This is a genomic window from Vibrio paracholerae (assembly GCF_037672085.1).
Taxonomy (GTDB): Bacteria; Pseudomonadota; Gammaproteobacteria; order Enterobacterales; family Vibrionaceae; genus Vibrio; species Vibrio cholerae.
On record NZ_JBBHLM010000002.1, the window covers coordinates 940,313 to 956,399 of the forward strand.

12 protein-coding genes and 2 tRNA genes are annotated in these 16,087 nt (G+C 46.3%); 7 read left to right on the top strand and 7 right to left on the bottom strand.

Going from position 1 to position 16,087, the window contains the following annotated elements:
* The first annotated feature begins 80 nt into the window (after positions 1 to 80).
* Complete coding sequence (locus R4537_RS09720; protein WP_071177839.1) at positions 81 to 2,024, top strand: DNA topoisomerase III; 1,944 nt, start codon at positions 81 to 83, stop codon at positions 2,022 to 2,024.
* 20 nt (positions 2,025 to 2,044) lie between these two features.
* Complete coding sequence (locus R4537_RS09725; RefSeq protein WP_071177838.1) at positions 2,045 to 2,965, top strand: histone deacetylase family protein; 921 nt, start codon at positions 2,045 to 2,047, stop codon at positions 2,963 to 2,965.
* A 62-nt stretch (positions 2,966 to 3,027) separates the two neighbouring features.
* Here R4537_RS09725 and R4537_RS09730 read toward each other — a convergent pair.
* The 4 genes from R4537_RS09730 to R4537_RS09745 form a co-directional block, all read right to left on the bottom strand.
* A tRNA-Ser gene (locus R4537_RS09730) sits at positions 3,028 to 3,118 on the bottom strand.
* A gap of 164 nt (positions 3,119 to 3,282) precedes the next feature.
* Positions 3,283 to 3,359, bottom strand: a tRNA-Pro gene (locus tag R4537_RS09735).
* A 63-nt stretch (positions 3,360 to 3,422) separates the two neighbouring features.
* The gene (locus R4537_RS09740) at positions 3,423 to 5,222 is read right to left on the bottom strand and encodes a DUF3413 domain-containing protein (RefSeq protein ID WP_071177837.1); all 1,800 of its coding nucleotides are present in this window, start codon (positions 5,220 to 5,222) and stop codon (positions 3,423 to 3,425) included.
* Between the two features lie 34 nt (positions 5,223 to 5,256).
* Positions 5,257 to 5,472: a YejL family protein gene (locus tag R4537_RS09745; RefSeq protein WP_001123168.1), complete on the bottom strand. Its 216-nt coding sequence runs from the start codon at positions 5,470 to 5,472 to the stop codon at positions 5,257 to 5,259.
* Between the two features lie 84 nt (positions 5,473 to 5,556).
* Here R4537_RS09745 and yejK point away from each other — a divergent pair, with 84 nt between their 5' ends.
* The gene (yejK, locus tag R4537_RS09750) at positions 5,557 to 6,558 is read left to right on the top strand and encodes a nucleoid-associated protein YejK (RefSeq protein WP_071177836.1); all 1,002 of its coding nucleotides are present in this window, start codon (positions 5,557 to 5,559) and stop codon (positions 6,556 to 6,558) included.
* Positions 6,559 to 6,720: 162 nt separating this feature from the next.
* A complete protein-coding gene (locus R4537_RS09755) occupies positions 6,721 to 7,926 on the top strand; it encodes an Hpt domain-containing protein (protein ID WP_071177835.1) in 1,206 nt (401 codons plus the stop codon).
* Between the two features lie 34 nt (positions 7,927 to 7,960).
* Here R4537_RS09755 and nhaC read toward each other — a convergent pair whose 3' ends face one another.
* Positions 7,961 to 9,406: a Na+/H+ antiporter NhaC gene (gene nhaC / locus R4537_RS09760; RefSeq protein ID WP_071177834.1), complete on the bottom strand. Its 1,446-nt coding sequence runs from the start codon at positions 9,404 to 9,406 to the stop codon at positions 7,961 to 7,963.
* A gap of 423 nt (positions 9,407 to 9,829) precedes the next feature.
* On the opposite strand from nhaC, the gene asd reads away from it, so the two are divergent.
* Complete coding sequence (gene asd / locus R4537_RS09765) at positions 9,830 to 10,942, top strand: aspartate-semialdehyde dehydrogenase (RefSeq protein ID WP_001263693.1); 1,113 nt, start codon at positions 9,830 to 9,832, stop codon at positions 10,940 to 10,942.
* A gap of 91 nt (positions 10,943 to 11,033) precedes the next feature.
* Here the strand turns inward: asd and R4537_RS09770 are convergent, their stop codons facing one another.
* Positions 11,034 to 11,672 (bottom strand): YchE family NAAT transporter, encoded by a 639-nt coding sequence (locus R4537_RS09770; RefSeq protein ID WP_001190427.1) that lies wholly within the window; start codon positions 11,670 to 11,672, stop codon positions 11,034 to 11,036.
* 626 nt (positions 11,673 to 12,298) lie between these two features.
* Between R4537_RS09770 and adhE the strand changes: the two genes are divergently transcribed.
* Complete coding sequence (gene adhE, locus R4537_RS09775) at positions 12,299 to 14,983, top strand: bifunctional acetaldehyde-CoA/alcohol dehydrogenase (protein WP_001145580.1); 2,685 nt, start codon at positions 12,299 to 12,301, stop codon at positions 14,981 to 14,983.
* A 113-nt stretch (positions 14,984 to 15,096) separates the two neighbouring features.
* On the opposite strand, the gene R4537_RS09780 is transcribed toward adhE, so the two are convergent.
* Positions 15,097 to 15,972, bottom strand: a complete 876-nt coding sequence (locus R4537_RS09780) for a DMT family transporter (RefSeq protein ID WP_000219802.1) — start codon at positions 15,970 to 15,972, stop codon at positions 15,097 to 15,099.
* Here R4537_RS09780 and R4537_RS09785 point away from each other — a divergent pair.
* Entirely contained in the window at positions 15,953 to 16,087 is a 135-nt protein-coding gene (locus R4537_RS09785; protein WP_080483197.1) for a hypothetical protein, read from the top strand. The two genes, R4537_RS09780 and R4537_RS09785, sit on opposite strands and share 20 nt — an antisense overlap.

Consider the following 16,087-nt stretch of genomic DNA (forward strand, 5'->3'; position numbering starts at 1 on the left):
GGTTAAATTTACAGTTTTTCTTGATTTCATAAGGCCACATTGAGTAATGTGGCCTTAATTTTATCTCGTCAGCGATTTCCATGACCCGGTTATTTATTGCAGAAAAACCTAGCCTTGCGCGAGCGATTGCCGATGCACTACCCAAGCCTCATAAAAAAGAACAAGGGTGTATTCGCTGCGCTAATGGCGATATCGTGACTTGGTGTATTGGTCACCTTCTCGAGCAAGTCGAGCCAGACGCTTATGATGAGCGCTACAAAAAGTGGAATATGGCGGATTTGCCTATCATTCCACAGCAGTGGCAACTGCGCCCAAGAAAATCCTCCTCTCAACAGCTCACTGTCGTTCGTAAGCTACTCAAAGAAGCAACGCAGATTATCCATGCCGGTGACCCCGATCGGGAAGGGCAACTGTTGGTGGATGAGGTGATCGATTATTGCAAAGTACCGAATAGCAAAAAAGAAACCGTGCAGCGCCTTTTGATCAGTGATTTAAACCTTTCGGCAGTCAAACGAGCCTTGCAAGGCTTGCGCAGTAACCGTGAATTTATTCCACTCTCTGTTTCGGCTTTAGCGCGTTCACGTGCTGACTGGCTGTATGGTATGAATATGTCACGGGCTTATACCTTGCTTGGAAAAAAAGCCGGTTATCAAGGCGTGCTCTCCGTAGGGCGAGTACAGACACCAGTACTGGGTTTAGTGGTGCGACGGGATGAAGAGATCGAGCATTTTATTCCACATGATTACTTTACTCTTGATGCTTTAATTCCATACCAAAATGGCACCGATCACTTCGACATACGTGCCCGTTGGAAACCAAGTGAAGCCTGCTTACCTTGGCAAGATGAAGAAGGGCGGGTCATTAATCGTAAATTGGTGGACAATGTCGCCAGCCGCATTGCGAATCAGCCCGCGACTGTGACTGAATCAGAGCAAGATCAAACCAAGCAAGCGGCACCTTTGCCTTATTCACTTTCAGCGCTGCAAATTGATGCGGCAAAACGGTATAACTTCAGCGCACAACAAGTGTTGGATCTGTGCCAGTCTCTTTATGAAAAGCATAAATTGATCACTTACCCGCGATCTGATTGTCGATACTTACCGAAAGAGCATTTAGCTCAGGCTGCCGACGTGGTAGCGGCGATTGCCAATAATGCGCAAGAGATGGTCACCGCAGTGAATGATGCGGATTTATCACTACACTCCAAAGCATGGAATGACAGTAAAGTCGACGCGCACCACGCCATCATTCCAACGCCGAAGAAAGCGTCGGTTAATGCGTTGTCAGGGCATGAAATGAAAGTGTATCAACTGATTGCGCGTCAGTACCTTATGCAATTTTATCCTGCGGCGATTTATGCAGAAGCCAAACTGGCCTTTAACATCGCTGGCGGCATTTTTATTGCCAAAGGGCGTCAACTGCTCAGTGCTGGATGGAAAGTGTTGACCGGTCAGCAAGATGAGCAAGAAGAGGGGGTCGATAAAGTGCCTCCTTTGCCTGTTGGCACCGTACTGCAGTGTAGAGAAGGGGACATAAAACAGAGACAAACCGAGCCGCCACGCCATTTTACGGAAGCTACATTACTGCAGGCGATGACGGGGATTGCCCGTTTCGTGGCCGATAAAGAGCTGAAAAAAATTCTGCGTGAGACGGATGGTTTAGGCACTGAAGCCACACGAGCTGGGATCTTGGATACCTTGTTTAAGCGTGGATTGCTGCAGCGTGATAACAAGCTCATTAAAAGCACGCCAGCTGGCCGAGGTTTGATTAATGCGTTACCCAGTGAAGCCACCTATCCCGATATGACGGCACATTGGGAACATCAGCTGCAAGCGATCGCGGAAAAGGGGCAAGCTTATCAACCCTTTATGCAGACTCTACAAGGCCGCCTCGAGCAGTTGATTGAGCAAGTTCAGGTCGCACCGGTCCCTGTATCATTGCAAGCTTTGCCAGCGGTGAGTAAACCTGCCTTTAAGCGCGCACGCCGTGCACCAAAGAGTAAAGCCAGAACGTATAAAGCTTAATAAACCCAGAGCAGAGCAAAATGATCCCACTGATTTACCATCCTATTTATTCACAACTGGATTTGCCTGTGGGGCATCGTTATCCGATCAATAAGTATCGCCTGCTTTACGAAGAGATTGTGCGTCAAAGAGAGCAAAGTGAAGCATGGCAAGCGAGCTTCGAGTTTCATACCCCCATTGCTGCCGAGCTTTCACGCATCACGCCATTGCATGACCCAGCTTATGTGCAAGCTTTGCTAGAGGGGACGTTACCTGCGGCCAAGATGCGTCGAATCGGATTTCCTTGGAGCAAACCACTGATTGAGCGTACTTTGCACTCGGTGGGAGGAACCTGCCTCACGGTTGAGCAAGCATTGCAATCAGGGGTGGCAATTCATCTCAGTGGTGGTTATCACCATGCTCACGCCGATTTTGGTAGCGGTTTCTGTCTGTTCAATGATCTGGCGATAGCCGCGCACTTCGCACTCTCTTTGCCTAGTGTTGATAAAGTTCTGATCATTGACAGTGATGTACATCATGGTGACGGCACGGCAACCTTGTGCGCGGAACGTGACGATATCATTACGCTCTCTTTTCACTGTGATAAGAATTTTCCGGCGCGTAAGCCTGCTTCTAGTATGGATGTCGGATTTGCTAACCAGACGGGCGATGAAGAGTTTTTGTCCACCTTCATCCAAGTGGTGGAAATGGCGGTCAATCTCCATCGACCTGATCTGATCCTCTATGACGCCGGTGTGGATATTCATAACGATGATGAGCTAGGTTATTTATCCATTTCACAGGCCGCTATCGCGCAACGAGATCGTTTTATGTTGGGTTTGGCAAAGCAGGAGAGCATTCCAATCGCTTGTGTCATAGGCGGTGGGTATCGCGAAGACCATGCGGCACTCGTGCCATTGCATCTTGAGTTACTGAAAGCGGCGTTAAGCGCAGGGTATTGAGGCGAAATTATGACCGTACGTAAAAGCAAAAAGCCGCTGAATTATCAGCGGCTTTTCTAATGTGGCGGAGAGATAGGGATTTGAACCCTAGGATAGCTATTAACCATCGCCGGTTTTCAAGACCGGTGCTTTCAACCACTCAGCCATCTCTCCGTTATGGGGCGCATAATATCGACCCTAAGTTCGATTGTAAAGCCCTGAAAATACTGTTTGCTTTAATTATGTACACTTGGCCGCTATTTTTATGACTAAGCGCTATTTTACACATTAAATAAAACGGAAAAGGGGAGTTTCTAAGAAACTCCCCTTTAGGTGTATGGTCGGACTGAGAGGATTTGAACCTCCGACCCCCGACACCCCATGACGGTGCGCTACCAAGCTGCGCTACAGTCCGATGCGCGTAATCTAATGACTTTTACTAGATGCGTCAACCCTGAACCGACTTAAAATAATGAATTTAATTATCTTTTGCGTAAAAACGCTGCAATTCGGTCAAACCTTGCATTAATACAGGCAGTGTTGGGTTGGTTTCTTTAAGACGTTGGTAATCGCCATCGTAGACTTTGAAATTACCAAACTTATCTAAAACCGTAGTTTGTGAATCGGTAATCAAGGCTAGCTCACGAGCATCACCCGCCAAAATCCATTTACGCTTACTTTCGTTAAACAGATTTTTACCGCTGCTGTAATCAACTGGATTGGAGGAAACACCGAGCAAATCTTGCATGAGTGTTACCGAGAAATCGAGATGACTAGAGCGATGAGCATAGGTTCCTGCCACTTTGCCAGGCCAATGAATCACCATAGGGACTTGCAGTTGGTAGCGACTGTAGTTGGTGTTTGAACCCCAAGTATTGGTTTTGGTTTCATTAAACTCCGTGCCATGATTGGAGGTGATCACTACCACAGTGTTATCCATAAGTTTCAACGAGTTCAGTTGTTCAAGAACGGCGTTGATGACTTGGTCGGCTTGGGTCACGGACACGTTGTATGCACTGCGTAAACGATCCTCTGCGGACTCTTGAGCACTACTGAGTTCTGAAAACTCTTCTACGGTCGTCAGTTCTAAAAAACTAAACCAAGGCTGTTTTTGACCGACATTTAGCCATTCTGCCCAGCGTTGTATCGCTTGTTCATCAGGGCTGCTCTCATTTTTAACGACAATGGTTTCTATCGGTAAAGTGCGGAACATAGTTTCTTTATAGAGTGGGTCTGCAAAGTTGTTGCCGCTAAATAAGCCAAACTGATAGTCATTTTTCTTCATCACATCAATCAGTAGCGGTGCATTGCCTTGTACTCGCACACTGCTGGCGTAGGTACTCGGTAAGCCGTAAAACAGACCAAATAAGCCAAACATATCGTTGCTTGAACTGTAATGATTGGTGAAATTGAGATTCTCATTCGCAAACTGATAAGTATTGGGCATGAGTTCACGGGTCAGGGCATCTGCACGCAAATTATTGATGCTGACTATCAGCACGTTCAAATTATTGGCTCGACGACTGAACTCTAACGGTTCGAGTGGGTAAATCAGACCGTCAATATCACTATTCTGTTCGGCAAGGCGCTTGCTGTACTCTTCTTTATCGAGCAAGCCGTGCTTTTCCATAAAGGATTTTGCTGTCATTGGATAAGAGAGCGGGAAATTCGCTCGCTGACTGGTGACCGGGGAATAGAGATATGCATCCGACCACACATAAATCAGATGGCTGGCGATGAAACTGAAGAAAAAGACGGCCGCTAGAGGTCGCCCGATGCGTTTGTGCGACAGTTTACGTTGCTTGCGCCAAACCCATTCTGATAAACCGAGCTCAAGGAGAAAGATGAGGGGCAGTACCACAAACAAATGTTGCAAATCCGCACTGACACTGCTGGTTTCATCGCTGAATAGCAGTTCCCACACCACAGGGTTGAGGTGCAAATTAATAATTTGGTAGGCCTGAGTATCAATCAGTAAAACAGTGAGGCCTAACGTCGAGAAGCATACGGCCAAAAAGCGGAATAAGCTTCTCGATGGAATAATGAAAGTGAGTGGAAAAAGCACTAATAGGTAGAGTGCGAAAACCAAAAAGCCGAAATGTCCAACCCAAGACAGCGCAAGGTAGAGCTGCCCAAGCAAGGTTTCTGGCCAAGGTGATTGAGAGATATATCGTGTGCCAATCAACATGGCAGCGATGATATTAAAGAAGGCAAACCAGTGCCCCCAACCTACTAAACGAGATACCCGATCGCCGTATGTATTTCCGCTATCTACCATGTGCTTTTTCTATTTATGGGTTAAATGGGTCAATTTAGCTTTGCAAAGACGACACTAATGCTTGCGCGAATTTTTCAGCAATCACTTTACGTTGTGCAGCAGCAACATTTTGATTGATGACATTCGTTGCGATGTTGCCAACCACCATCAAGGTGAGCTCTGGCGAAGCATTATGTTTATTTAGTACCGCAGCAATTTCAGTCAGAATGGATTCAACGTGTTCGTCACTGTATTTAGATGTAATAGGCATATTGACTCTGATGATGATAGTAAAAGCGGCTTATGATAACCTACTATGCCTGACAACTGAAACCAGAACGATGATTATTTCACTATGAGCCTATTCCTTTCTAACGTGATTTTGCACCAACTCCGTAAAAATGATAACGATGAATTGGTGGTGAATTATCGCGCCGAATCTCTTCGCAATGATACGTCAACTGAAAACTTAGTCGCTGAGTTACATCGTGTTTTTAATGCAAAAGCCGGGAAAGGTTTCGGTTGCTTTAAGTCAGACAGTGAATTCCAGCTTTGGTTGCAAGAGATGCGTCGTGGAATATTACCATTCTATGAGTTTTCACAGCAAAGCGCTCAGCGCCTAAAAAATGAGTTAGCCAAGTATCCTTTTGCTGATGAAGGGATCTTAGTGATGGCTGAATATCAATCTTTGGCGACGGATTATCTCTTTATTGGTCTACTGCCTCTCAATCAAAGTTTGAAAGTGACGGAAGGGCTCGACATCAGTGCGACCGACTATCTCGACATCAACAAAATGGATATCGTGGCGCGTATTGATCTTTCGAGCTATGAAACCGACAAAGAGTCCAAACGTTACCTGAGTTACATCAAAGGTCGTGTTGGTCGTAAAGTAGCAGACTTCTTTTTGGACTTTCTACAGGCGGATATTGGCTTAGACACCAAACAGCAAAACCAAGTGTTGATGCAGGCGGTGGAAGACTTCTGTGCTGACGCGAAATTCGAAAAAGAGGAAGTGATCAGTTACAAAAAGCAGGTGTATGAGTACTGTAACGATCAAATCAAAGCGGGTGATGAAGTCAGAGTGCAAGAGCTCTCCGGCGAGCTGCCTCCGAGTAATGAGGGCGTCAACTTCTTCGATTTCACTCGTGAACAAGGCTATCAGTTAGAAGAGAGTTTTCCTGCCGATCGTTCAACGGTTCGTAAGCTAACCAAATACGTAGGCGCGGGTGGCGGTTTAAACTTGAGTTTTGATAGTTTGCTGCTCGGCGAGCGAGTGTTTTACGATCCAGAAACCGATACGCTGACGATTAAAGGTACTCCGCCTAATTTGCGTGATCAGTTAACTCGTCTGCGTTAAACATCAGCCTGACGATCATGAGATAAGTAGGTGGTTTTCATTGAGTTCATTGAAAAAGAGAGCGATCACGCTCTCTTTTTTGTACGCAATTTATGGCGTGCACCATCAAGAGTAAAAATAGGGTATATGCTTGATCTGACGTTCTAAACAGGATGGTTAGGCATGGAACAGACTTTATTGAATCAAGGTGTTAGGAAGAAAGCCGTGATGGCTGTTTTCGCGGCTTGGAGTTTAGTCGCCGCTTTGGTGTTGTGGCAGTTCTATTTGATCTCTTCCTCCTCACGCAGTCTCGATGAGCTCACCAATCGTTTGATGCATTTTCGTGAGACGCTCTATTTTGCGCAGCCCTATCGAGCCAATCAGGCTCCTAATTTGGAGCTAGAGCTGTCATTAGTCTTAGCTTTACGCATGCAAATTGAGGCAGAACAATCGAGGATATGGATTCGGCGAGATGTGCAGCAGCTCTTGTACCAAACCGATCGATTTATTGAGCAAGCGCGGGCATTTTTAGCTATTGAATTACATCCAACGGAGTTAGCTGAGCGCTTTCGTGAGAGCCGACAGCGTGTGCAGGTCGATCCTCAGTTATTGTCGGCGTATTTCCAGTTAGGCGCGTTTAGCTTTGAAGCGCTGTTTGCGGATAATAGAAACAGTCCTGAAATCTATCGAAGTTTAGAGCGAATTTTGCAAGATTCTTTAACCTTGCCCAGTCGTGAACAAGAGTCGCTACAAGTTGCTTTAGCACAAGTTTCTCGCTTACTGACGCAATACGCCGAAGGCGATAACCTCGTCGGAAAATTGCTCAATCATGCTGTTTATGAAGAAGCGAGTATGCTTGAAGAGGAGTATCACCATCAGCTCTGGATCATGATGGTGATTCTGGTTGGGGCTAGCTCGATAGCGATGCTCTGTTTTATCGTATTGCCATCCCGTCCCCAGTTTTTGCCACGATCTGCTTCAAACCAAGAAAATATAAAATTTCACGAGCTAGGTGGCATGAGTCATCAAGTCAATATCGCTCTGGTAGAGCAAACGCTAAATGGCGACTTTGAAGCCGTTCGACAGTTACTCAAGGTTTTTCTAGAAGATCATAAAAATGATGATGAGCAGATCCGTTCGCTGTTACTCAGTAGTCCTGAAGCCGCGCAGCGACATTGTCATAGCCTAAAAAGTGTTGCGGCAAGTCTTGGTGCTGAGCGCTTAAAACAGGTCGCTGCTGAAATAGAGAGTCATTTGCGAGCGGGTCAGATCCCAAGTGAAAGAGCCTTGGATAATCTTTCTGCTTATCTGGCTGAAACTGTGCGTGAGGCAGAGTGGCATGTATCGCGATTGCCTTCGGATGAGTTGTCGATAAAAAGAGCGCCTTAGCGCTCTTTAAGAGATAACAAGTGATGGAACGTTGTTATGCCGAAGCCGGTGCTTTCTGGATTTCCTCTGCCGTCGCTTCTTGTTCATTCATGGCCTGTGTGGGTTCACATTTATCGACAAACCAACCACAGTAAGATGTGATGATAGTGACGAGGATACACACGAAACTTAGCCACATAAACGGTGCATAAGAGAGTGTTGCCACACCCAAAATGCTCGCCATATAGATACCGTTATCACTCCAAGGCACCATGCCAGAGGTCAGTGTGCCGCCGAATTCCGCGTTACGAGACAGGTTCTTACGTTGATAGCCTAAACGATCGTAGTTCTTGGCACAGATTTTTGGGGTCAGGATCAGTGATACATACATCGCAGAACCAAATACGTTCCCCATAAAGGCGGTACCGATAGTGCTGGTCGCTAGCGAACCTGGGCTAGTGACTCGGCGCTCGAACAGTTTGGCGATGGTTTCTAGCACGCCGACTCTATCAAGCAGTCCCCCAAAACCAAGACCGAAGATGATAACCGCAACCGAGCCGAGCATGGATGACATACCGCCACGGTTAAGAATTGCATCAATAAAGCTTACGCCAGATTCAATATTGTAAGGTGCCCATGCGGTGTTGAACGCTTGAAGGAAATCGACATCTTGGATCATCACAGCCCAAACGATACCGAGCAATGAACCAAAGCTGATCACTGGGAAAGAAGGCATACGCATTGCCAACAAACCCAGCACAATCAACACAGGCACGAAAGAATAAGGCGTGATGTAGAACTGCTGTTCCATCGCGGCAATGACCGTCTCTACTTGTGACATATCGACGTTGCCAGCGTAGTGGAAGCCAAACAGCGTAAACAGAATACCCGTGATCACATAGCTGATCAGAGCAATCGGTAACATGCCTTTAATGTGTTCCATCACTTCAACGTTAGACATCGAAGAGGCTAAGATCACAGAGTCAGACAGGGGAGACATTTTATCTCCGAAGTAACAGCCTGACAGCACAGCACCTGCGGTGATAGGCGCAGGAATACCAAGGCCTTGCCCTATGCCCATCATAGCAATACCCGCTGTACCTGCCGCACCCCAAGAGGTTCCCGTTGCCAGAGCAGTCAATGAACAAATCACCATAGTGGCTAATAAAAAGATAGAAGGGTGAATTGCTTTTAGACCGTAATAGATGATGGTTGGCACAATACCGCCGGAAATCCACGTTCCGACAAGAGCACCGACCGCCAATAAGATCAGCACTGCGCCTAAACCATTTGAAATGCCATTTAGGGCGGCATTTTCTAAGTCTTTGTATTTATGTCCTAGGCGAATGCCTAATGTCATGATCACGAACCAGCCAATATACAGAGCCAGTTGGATCGGTAAATCCAGCTTCGCGGTAAATGAAAACGCTAACAGCAAAAATAGGCCAAGCGAGACGATAACTTGAGTCAAACTTGGCAGGCGTTGTTGGGCTTGTAACATACTAAGAGCCTCTTATCCAATCGTTAGTAAGGAGTCAGAATATCCTTATTGAGTCGAGGTGCACTTTACCGTAGTTAAAATAATATATCGACATTAAAGCTCTTTGTTGTGATTTATATCGTTCAGGTGGTTAATTTGTAGCATTTGCTGTTTATTTTTTGAGTAAAAAATGAAAGTAAATCTTTTGTAATATGAGTTTATTGTGTAACAAGAAATGAGTTTTTTGGTAAAAAACTGACGTCAATACTCTAACTTGGTCAAAAAGTGAGAGTTTTAAGATGCTTGCCGTAAAAACCGAATAACCGATCAAGAAGGATAAGAAAAAGTTGTCGTATTTGCTAAGAAAGGCTTGAGATTTCAGGCTGAACCACTTATAGATGGAGCCAGTGATTTGACATTGGATCTACACGGAGAGTAAGGGAAATGAGAGTAGGTTTAGTAGGTTGGCGTGGCATGGTCGGTTCTGTCCTCATGCAACGCATGGTAGAAGAGCGCGATTTTGATCTGATCGAACCAGTTTTCTTCAGCACATCGCAAATTGGTGTGCCTGCCCCTAATTTTGGTAAAGATGCAGGCATGTTGCACGATGCGTTCGACATTGAGAGCCTTAAGCAGCTTGATGCCGTCATTACCTGTCAAGGCGGCAGTTATACCGAAAAGGTCTACCCTGCATTGCGTCAAGCAGGTTGGAAAGGTTACTGGATCGATGCAGCATCGACATTGCGTATGGATAAAGAGGCGATCATCACTCTGGATCCCGTTAACCTTAAACAAATTCTGCATGGTATTCATCACGGTACAAAAACCTTTGTCGGTGGTAACTGTACTGTGAGCTTGATGTTAATGGCACTGGGTGGCCTGTATGAGCGTGGCTTGGTGGAATGGATGAGCGCTATGACTTACCAAGCAGCATCCGGAGCGGGCGCACAAAATATGCGTGAGCTGATTTCACAAATGGGTGTGATTAATGATGCCGTCAGCTCAGAGCTTGCCAATCCTGCCAGCTCCATTTTGGATATTGATAAGAAAGTGGCTGAAACCATGCGTTCTAGTTCTTTCCCAACCGATAACTTCGGGGTTCCGCTGGCAGGTTCACTGATCCCTTGGATTGACGTGAAACGCGATAATGGCCAAAGCAAAGAAGAGTGGAAAGCGGGTGTAGAAGCCAACAAAATTCTTGGTTTGCAAGATTCCCCAGTACCGATTGATGGTACGTGTGTGCGTATCGGCGCAATGCGTTGCCACTCTCAGGCATTGACCATCAAACTGAAACAGAACATTCCTCTCGATGAAATCGAGGAGATGATTGCTACTCATAATGATTGGGTCAAAGTGATCCCGAATGAGCGAGACATTACCGCACGTGAACTGACACCCGCTAAAGTAACGGGCACGCTGTCTGTTCCCGTCGGCCGCTTACGTAAAATGGCGATGGGCGATGATTTCCTCAATGCCTTCACGGTTGGCGATCAGCTCTTATGGGGTGCTGCTGAGCCGCTGCGCCGTACGCTGCGCATCATTTTGGCCGAGAAATAATCGTCTCCCTTGGCGACGCCATATATCTCATAACAAAAAAGCGCCGTTTGGCGCTTTTTTTATCGACAGTTAAAATCGATTTACTTACGAATTACGCTAAGCCGGGAAACAAGTTACGTAGTCCATTAGCGATAAATTCAATGCCGAGCGCACCAAGAATCAGGCCCATGATACGGGTGATTACGTTGATACCGGTTTGTCCAAGCAAGCGTACGATATACGGCGCTGAACGGAAAAGCAGCCAAGAACAAAAGCTGAATGCTACGACTGTAAAAATAATCCCCAAGGTATCCAGCATATTTGGGTAGCGCGAGCCATAAACAATCGTTGAACTGATGGCACCGGGGCCGGCCATGAGTGGCATCGCGAGTGGGACAACCGCAATTTGCTCACGACTAATATATTCGGATTTTTCCTGTTTATTCTGCTTATCCTCACCAAGCTTACCGCTCATCATCGAAAAGGCGATGCTAAGCAGCAGTAAACCGCCTGCAACACGGAATGAATCGAGAGAAATACTGAAGAGGTCGAGCAGCATTTGACCAGCCAGTAAGGCGATGATCAAGATGATGGCCACGGCGATATTGGCGGTCGCCGCGGTTTTATTTTTCTCTTCCAGCGTCATGTGGCCAGTAAGAGAAACAAATACCGGCATAATGCCTACTGGGTTTACTGCAGCCACAAGGCCGAGAAAAAATTGGAGGAATATAGCAATTTCAAAGCTTTGCATGATGAAGTCTCGTAACCATCATAGGGACATAAAGAAGCGTGCGTAATGTAAGTTAAAGATAGCAAAAGCACGAATGAAAAAAATTGAGTCGCTATTGATTATTATGTGAGAAAAACTAATTGATGAAGAATTATGCAAAGAGTAAGTGTCATTCTTGTGTCAACTTTGTTTGATCATAATGCTGCCTGTTAACATTCGCACATTTTTTGTAAAAACTTAGGTAATGGCTGGTGGTCATAAACATAACCGATATACTCTCAGTAGCACGTTAAGCCCCTCTTAAAAGTGGCAGTTGTGTTTAAAAATGAAACTTTTTTACAGGCTGTTGTAGTTTTTTTAGTTTTTGAAAGCTAAGTGCGGTTTTTTTAATCACGAGTGATTTTTTGTTTAAATCGTTTAATTTCAATTGTTTAATTTATGTTTTTACTCTTGGGTACCACTTGTTAGGTAATTAGTTTTTCATAACTGATCTGAGTCAATTTTTTTCACAGTCTGAAATATTATACTCAGCCGTGAAAGCAATTTACTAAGTCGGTTGTAAGTTAAGTCTTTGAACCACAGTAAAAACGAACTGCAGCACACTTACTAAAGAGTTTTTAACATTTTTTTATTTTAGGAGATTCATTATGCCTGTTACTAATCTGGCTGAACTTGATGCTCTGGTTGCTCGCGTTAAAGCAGCTCAAGCTGAATTTGCTACTTTCTCTCAAGAACAAGTAGACAAAATCTTCCGCGCAGCCTCTCTAGCAGCAAACCAAGCACGTATCCCGCTAGCACAAATGGCGGTAGAAGAATCAGGTATGGGTATTGTTGAAGATAAAGTAATCAAAAACCACTTTGCTTCTGAGTTTATCTACAACAAGTACAAGGACGAAAAAACCTGTGGCATCCTCGAAGAAGATGACAACCTAGGTACTATGACTATCGCTGAGCCTGTTGGCATCATCTGTGGTATCGTTCCAACGACTAACCCAACCTCAACCGCGATCTTCAAATCACTGATTTCTTTGAAGACTCGTAACGGTATCATCTTCTCTCCACACCCACGTGCGAAAAACTCAACCAACGCAGCAGCGAAACTGGTTCTGGATGCCGCAATCGCAGCGGGTGCACCAAAAGACATCATCGGTTGGATTGACCAACCTTCAGTTGAACTGTCAAATGCTCTGATGAAACACGATGGTATCGCACTGATCCTTGCGACGGGTGGCCCAGGCATGGTGAAAGCGGCTTACTCTTCTGGTAAACCAGCCATCGGTGTAGGTGCAGGTAACGTTCCTGTTGTTATCGATGAAACTGCAGATATCAAACGTGCGGTTGCTTCTATCCTGATGTCTAAAACGTTCGACAACGGTGTAGTGTGTGCTTCTGAGCAAGCGGCTATCGTAGTGAGCGAAGTTTACGACGAAGTGAAAGAGCGTTTTGCAACGCACAAAGCGCACGTCCTGAGCAAAGCGGATGCAGACAAAGTGCGTAAAGTGCTGCTGATTGATGGCGCTCTGAACGCGAAGATCGTAGGTCAACCTGCTGCTGCTATCGCGGAAATGGCAGGCGTAAAAGTACCTGCAGATACTAAAGTGCTGGTGGGTGAAGGTCTGGGCAAAGTCTCTTATGACGATGAATTCGCTCACGAGAAACTGTCTCCAACACTGGGCCTGTTCCGTGCTGACAACTTCGAAGACGCGGTTGCACAAGCAGTGACCATGGTAGAGATCGGCGGTATCGGTCACACCTCAGGTCTGTACACCAACCAAGACGTTAACGCAGACCGTATCCGTTACTTCGGTGACAAACTGAAAACTGCCCGTATTCTTGTCAACATCCCAACCACTCACGGTGGTATCGGTGACCTGTACAACTTCAACGTTGCACCGTCTCTGACTCTGGGTTGTGGTTCTTGGGGTGGTAACTCAATCTCTGAGAACGTAGGTCCTAAGCACCTAATCAACAAGAAAACTGTTGCGAAGCGAGCTGAAAACATGTTGTGGCACAAACTACCTAAGTCTATCTACTTCCGCCGTGGTAGCCTTCCAATCGCGCTGAGCGACCTAGAAGGTAAAAAACGCGCATTCCTAGTTACTGACCGTTTCCTATTCAACAACGGTTATGCAGACGACGTGGTTGCCCTGCTGAAAGCGCAAGGCATGGAAGTTCAGACATTCTTCGAAGTAGAAGCGGATCCAACACTGTCTGTCGTAGAAAAAGGCGCTGCAGCAATGCAAAGCTTCCAACCAGATGTAATTCTCGCTCTAGGTGGTGGTTCACCAATGGATGCGGCGAAGATCATGTGGGTAATGTACGAGCACCCAGATACTCACTTTGAAGAACTGGCTATGCGCTTTATGGACATCCGTAAGCGTATCTACAAGTTCCCTAAAATGGGTAAAAAAGCAGAGCTTGTTTGTATCACTACCACTTCAGGTACGGGTTCAGAAGTTACACCTTTCGCGGTTGTGACTGACGACAAGACTGGTGCTAAGTACCCACTAGCAGACTACGAACTGACACCACAAATGGCGATCGTAGATGCGAACCTTGTGATGAATATGCCTAAGTCTCTGACCGCTTTCGGTGGTTACGATGCGGTAACTCACGCACTCGAAGCTTACGTATCCGTTCTTGCGAACGAATACTCAGACGGTCAAGCACTACAAGCGCTGAAGATGCTGAAAGAGTACCTACCGTCTAGCTACGCGAATGGTGCGAAAGATCCTATCGCTCGTGAAAAAGTACACAACGCAGCCACTATCGCTGGTATTGCATTCGCGAACGCGTTCTTGGGTGTATGTCACTCCATGGCGCACAAAATCGGTGCTGAGTTCCACCTACCACACGGTTTGGCGAACGCTCTGCTGATTGCTAACGTAGTACGTTACAACGCGAACGACAACCCAACCAAACAAACGGCATTCTCTCAATACGACCGTCCACAAGCACGTCGTCGTTACGCAGAAGTGGCGGACCACTTAGGTCTGAGCCAGCCGGGTGACCGTACTGCGCAGAAGATTGAGCGTCTGTTAACTTGGTTGGATGAACTGAAAGTTAACCTAGACATTCCAAAATCAATCCAAGCTGCGGGTGTAGCAGAAGCAGACTTCCTTGCAAAAGTGGATGAGCTAGCGGTTGAAGCGTTTGATGACCAATGTACTGGTGCAAACCCACGCTACCCACTGATCGCTGAGCTGAAAGAAGTTCTGCTGGCTTCTTACTACGGTAAGCCATTCGTTGAAGGTCAAACTTTCGAAGGCACCACTGTTATCGTAAAGAAAGCAGATCAAGAAGCGGCGAAAGCGCCAAAAGCGAAAAAGTAATGTGATTGGTTTTCGCTAGCACGAAACAAATCGGGAAATACAAACCCTCCGCAAGGAGGGTTTTTTTATGCCGTTACGTTAAGAATAGTCAGTAGGATGGATGGCCACTTGAGTTAGGTCCACATCACCAAGATAGCGGCCAGAGCCACTAAGATAAGCCCGAATCCATCTTTAATTCGCACTTTTTGACCTAGCCAGAAGATGGAAATCAACATAGTGAAAAAGATCTCCACTTGGCCAAGCGTTTTTACATAAGGCACGGCTTGCAATGACATGGCGCTAAACCAACCTATCGAGCCTAAGCAACTGCTCACACTGGTCAGCATGACTAACCTCGGGCGTTGCCAAAGCTTGTACAAGGTCGATCTCTCTTTAATGAGCAAGTATCCGACCAAACAGAGTGTTTGCAGCGAGATGACCAACAACAATACCCAAGCTGCGCTGTAAGGGAAGGGGAGTTGTGAGGCGAGACTGGCTTCACGAACCCAGAGTGAAGTGAGAGCAAATGCACTACCGCTGCTCAAGCCAAGAAGTACGGTCGGGAGTGAAAGCTGTTTAAAACCGCCGTGACTGCTCAGCATAAAGACTCCAACCCCGCCAATCACTACACCAAGCCAGCCTAATACCGTGAGTTGAGTGCCGAAAAACAGCATACCCAAGATTGCAGCCACCAAAGCTTCGCTTTTAGCCAGCCCAGCACCAACCGCGTAGTTGTTGTATTTAAAAAGCTTGACCATTAACGCGGTAGCCAGGATCTGCATGAACGATGCGCCGACCACATAATGCCAAAATGCACTGGAGAAGGTGGGTAATGCGGCAGGTTGCCATTTATAGAGTGCGATCAGATACACGCCAGCAATCGGGCTTGCCCAGAGAAAGCGTGCGAGGGTCACACCTGCTGTTGTCACATCGCCAGATAAACGGCTCTGGAATGCGTTGCGCCATGCTTGCATAAAGGCAGCAAACAGGGTGAGAAAAATCCATGTCATGGTGTGCTCCAGAAGAAAGTGGAAGTACCATGCTAGAGAAAGGCTAAATTATCAGCAAGTTAAATCATGGATGGCTGGCCGTTGTGAACAAGGCAGCGCAAGGCTGCCTTGGTGA

Bases quoted from the DNA above. Each gene is read 5' to 3' on its own strand.
- R4537_RS09720 (WP_071177839.1), top strand. From the start codon at position 81: ATGACCCGGTTATTTATTGCAGAAAAACCTAGCCTTGCGCGAGCGATT.
- R4537_RS09725 (WP_071177838.1), top strand. From the start codon at position 2,045: ATGATCCCACTGATTTACCATCCTATTTATTCACAACTGGATTTGCCT.
- R4537_RS09740 (WP_071177837.1), bottom strand. From the start codon at position 5,222: ATGGTAGATAGCGGAAATACATACGGCGATCGGGTATCTCGTTTAGTA.
- R4537_RS09745 (WP_001123168.1), bottom strand. From the start codon at position 5,472: ATGCCTATTACATCTAAATACAGTGACGAACACGTTGAATCCATTCTG.
- yejK (WP_071177836.1), top strand. From the start codon at position 5,557: ATGAGCCTATTCCTTTCTAACGTGATTTTGCACCAACTCCGTAAAAAT.
- R4537_RS09755 (WP_071177835.1), top strand. From the start codon at position 6,721: ATGGAACAGACTTTATTGAATCAAGGTGTTAGGAAGAAAGCCGTGATG.
- nhaC (WP_071177834.1), bottom strand. From the start codon at position 9,406: ATGTTACAAGCCCAACAACGCCTGCCAAGTTTGACTCAAGTTATCGTC.
- asd (WP_001263693.1), top strand. From the start codon at position 9,830: ATGAGAGTAGGTTTAGTAGGTTGGCGTGGCATGGTCGGTTCTGTCCTC.
- R4537_RS09770 (WP_001190427.1), bottom strand. From the start codon at position 11,672: ATGCAAAGCTTTGAAATTGCTATATTCCTCCAATTTTTTCTCGGCCTT.
- adhE (WP_001145580.1), top strand. From the start codon at position 12,299: ATGCCTGTTACTAATCTGGCTGAACTTGATGCTCTGGTTGCTCGCGTT.
- R4537_RS09780 (WP_000219802.1), bottom strand. From the start codon at position 15,972: ATGACATGGATTTTTCTCACCCTGTTTGCTGCCTTTATGCAAGCATGG.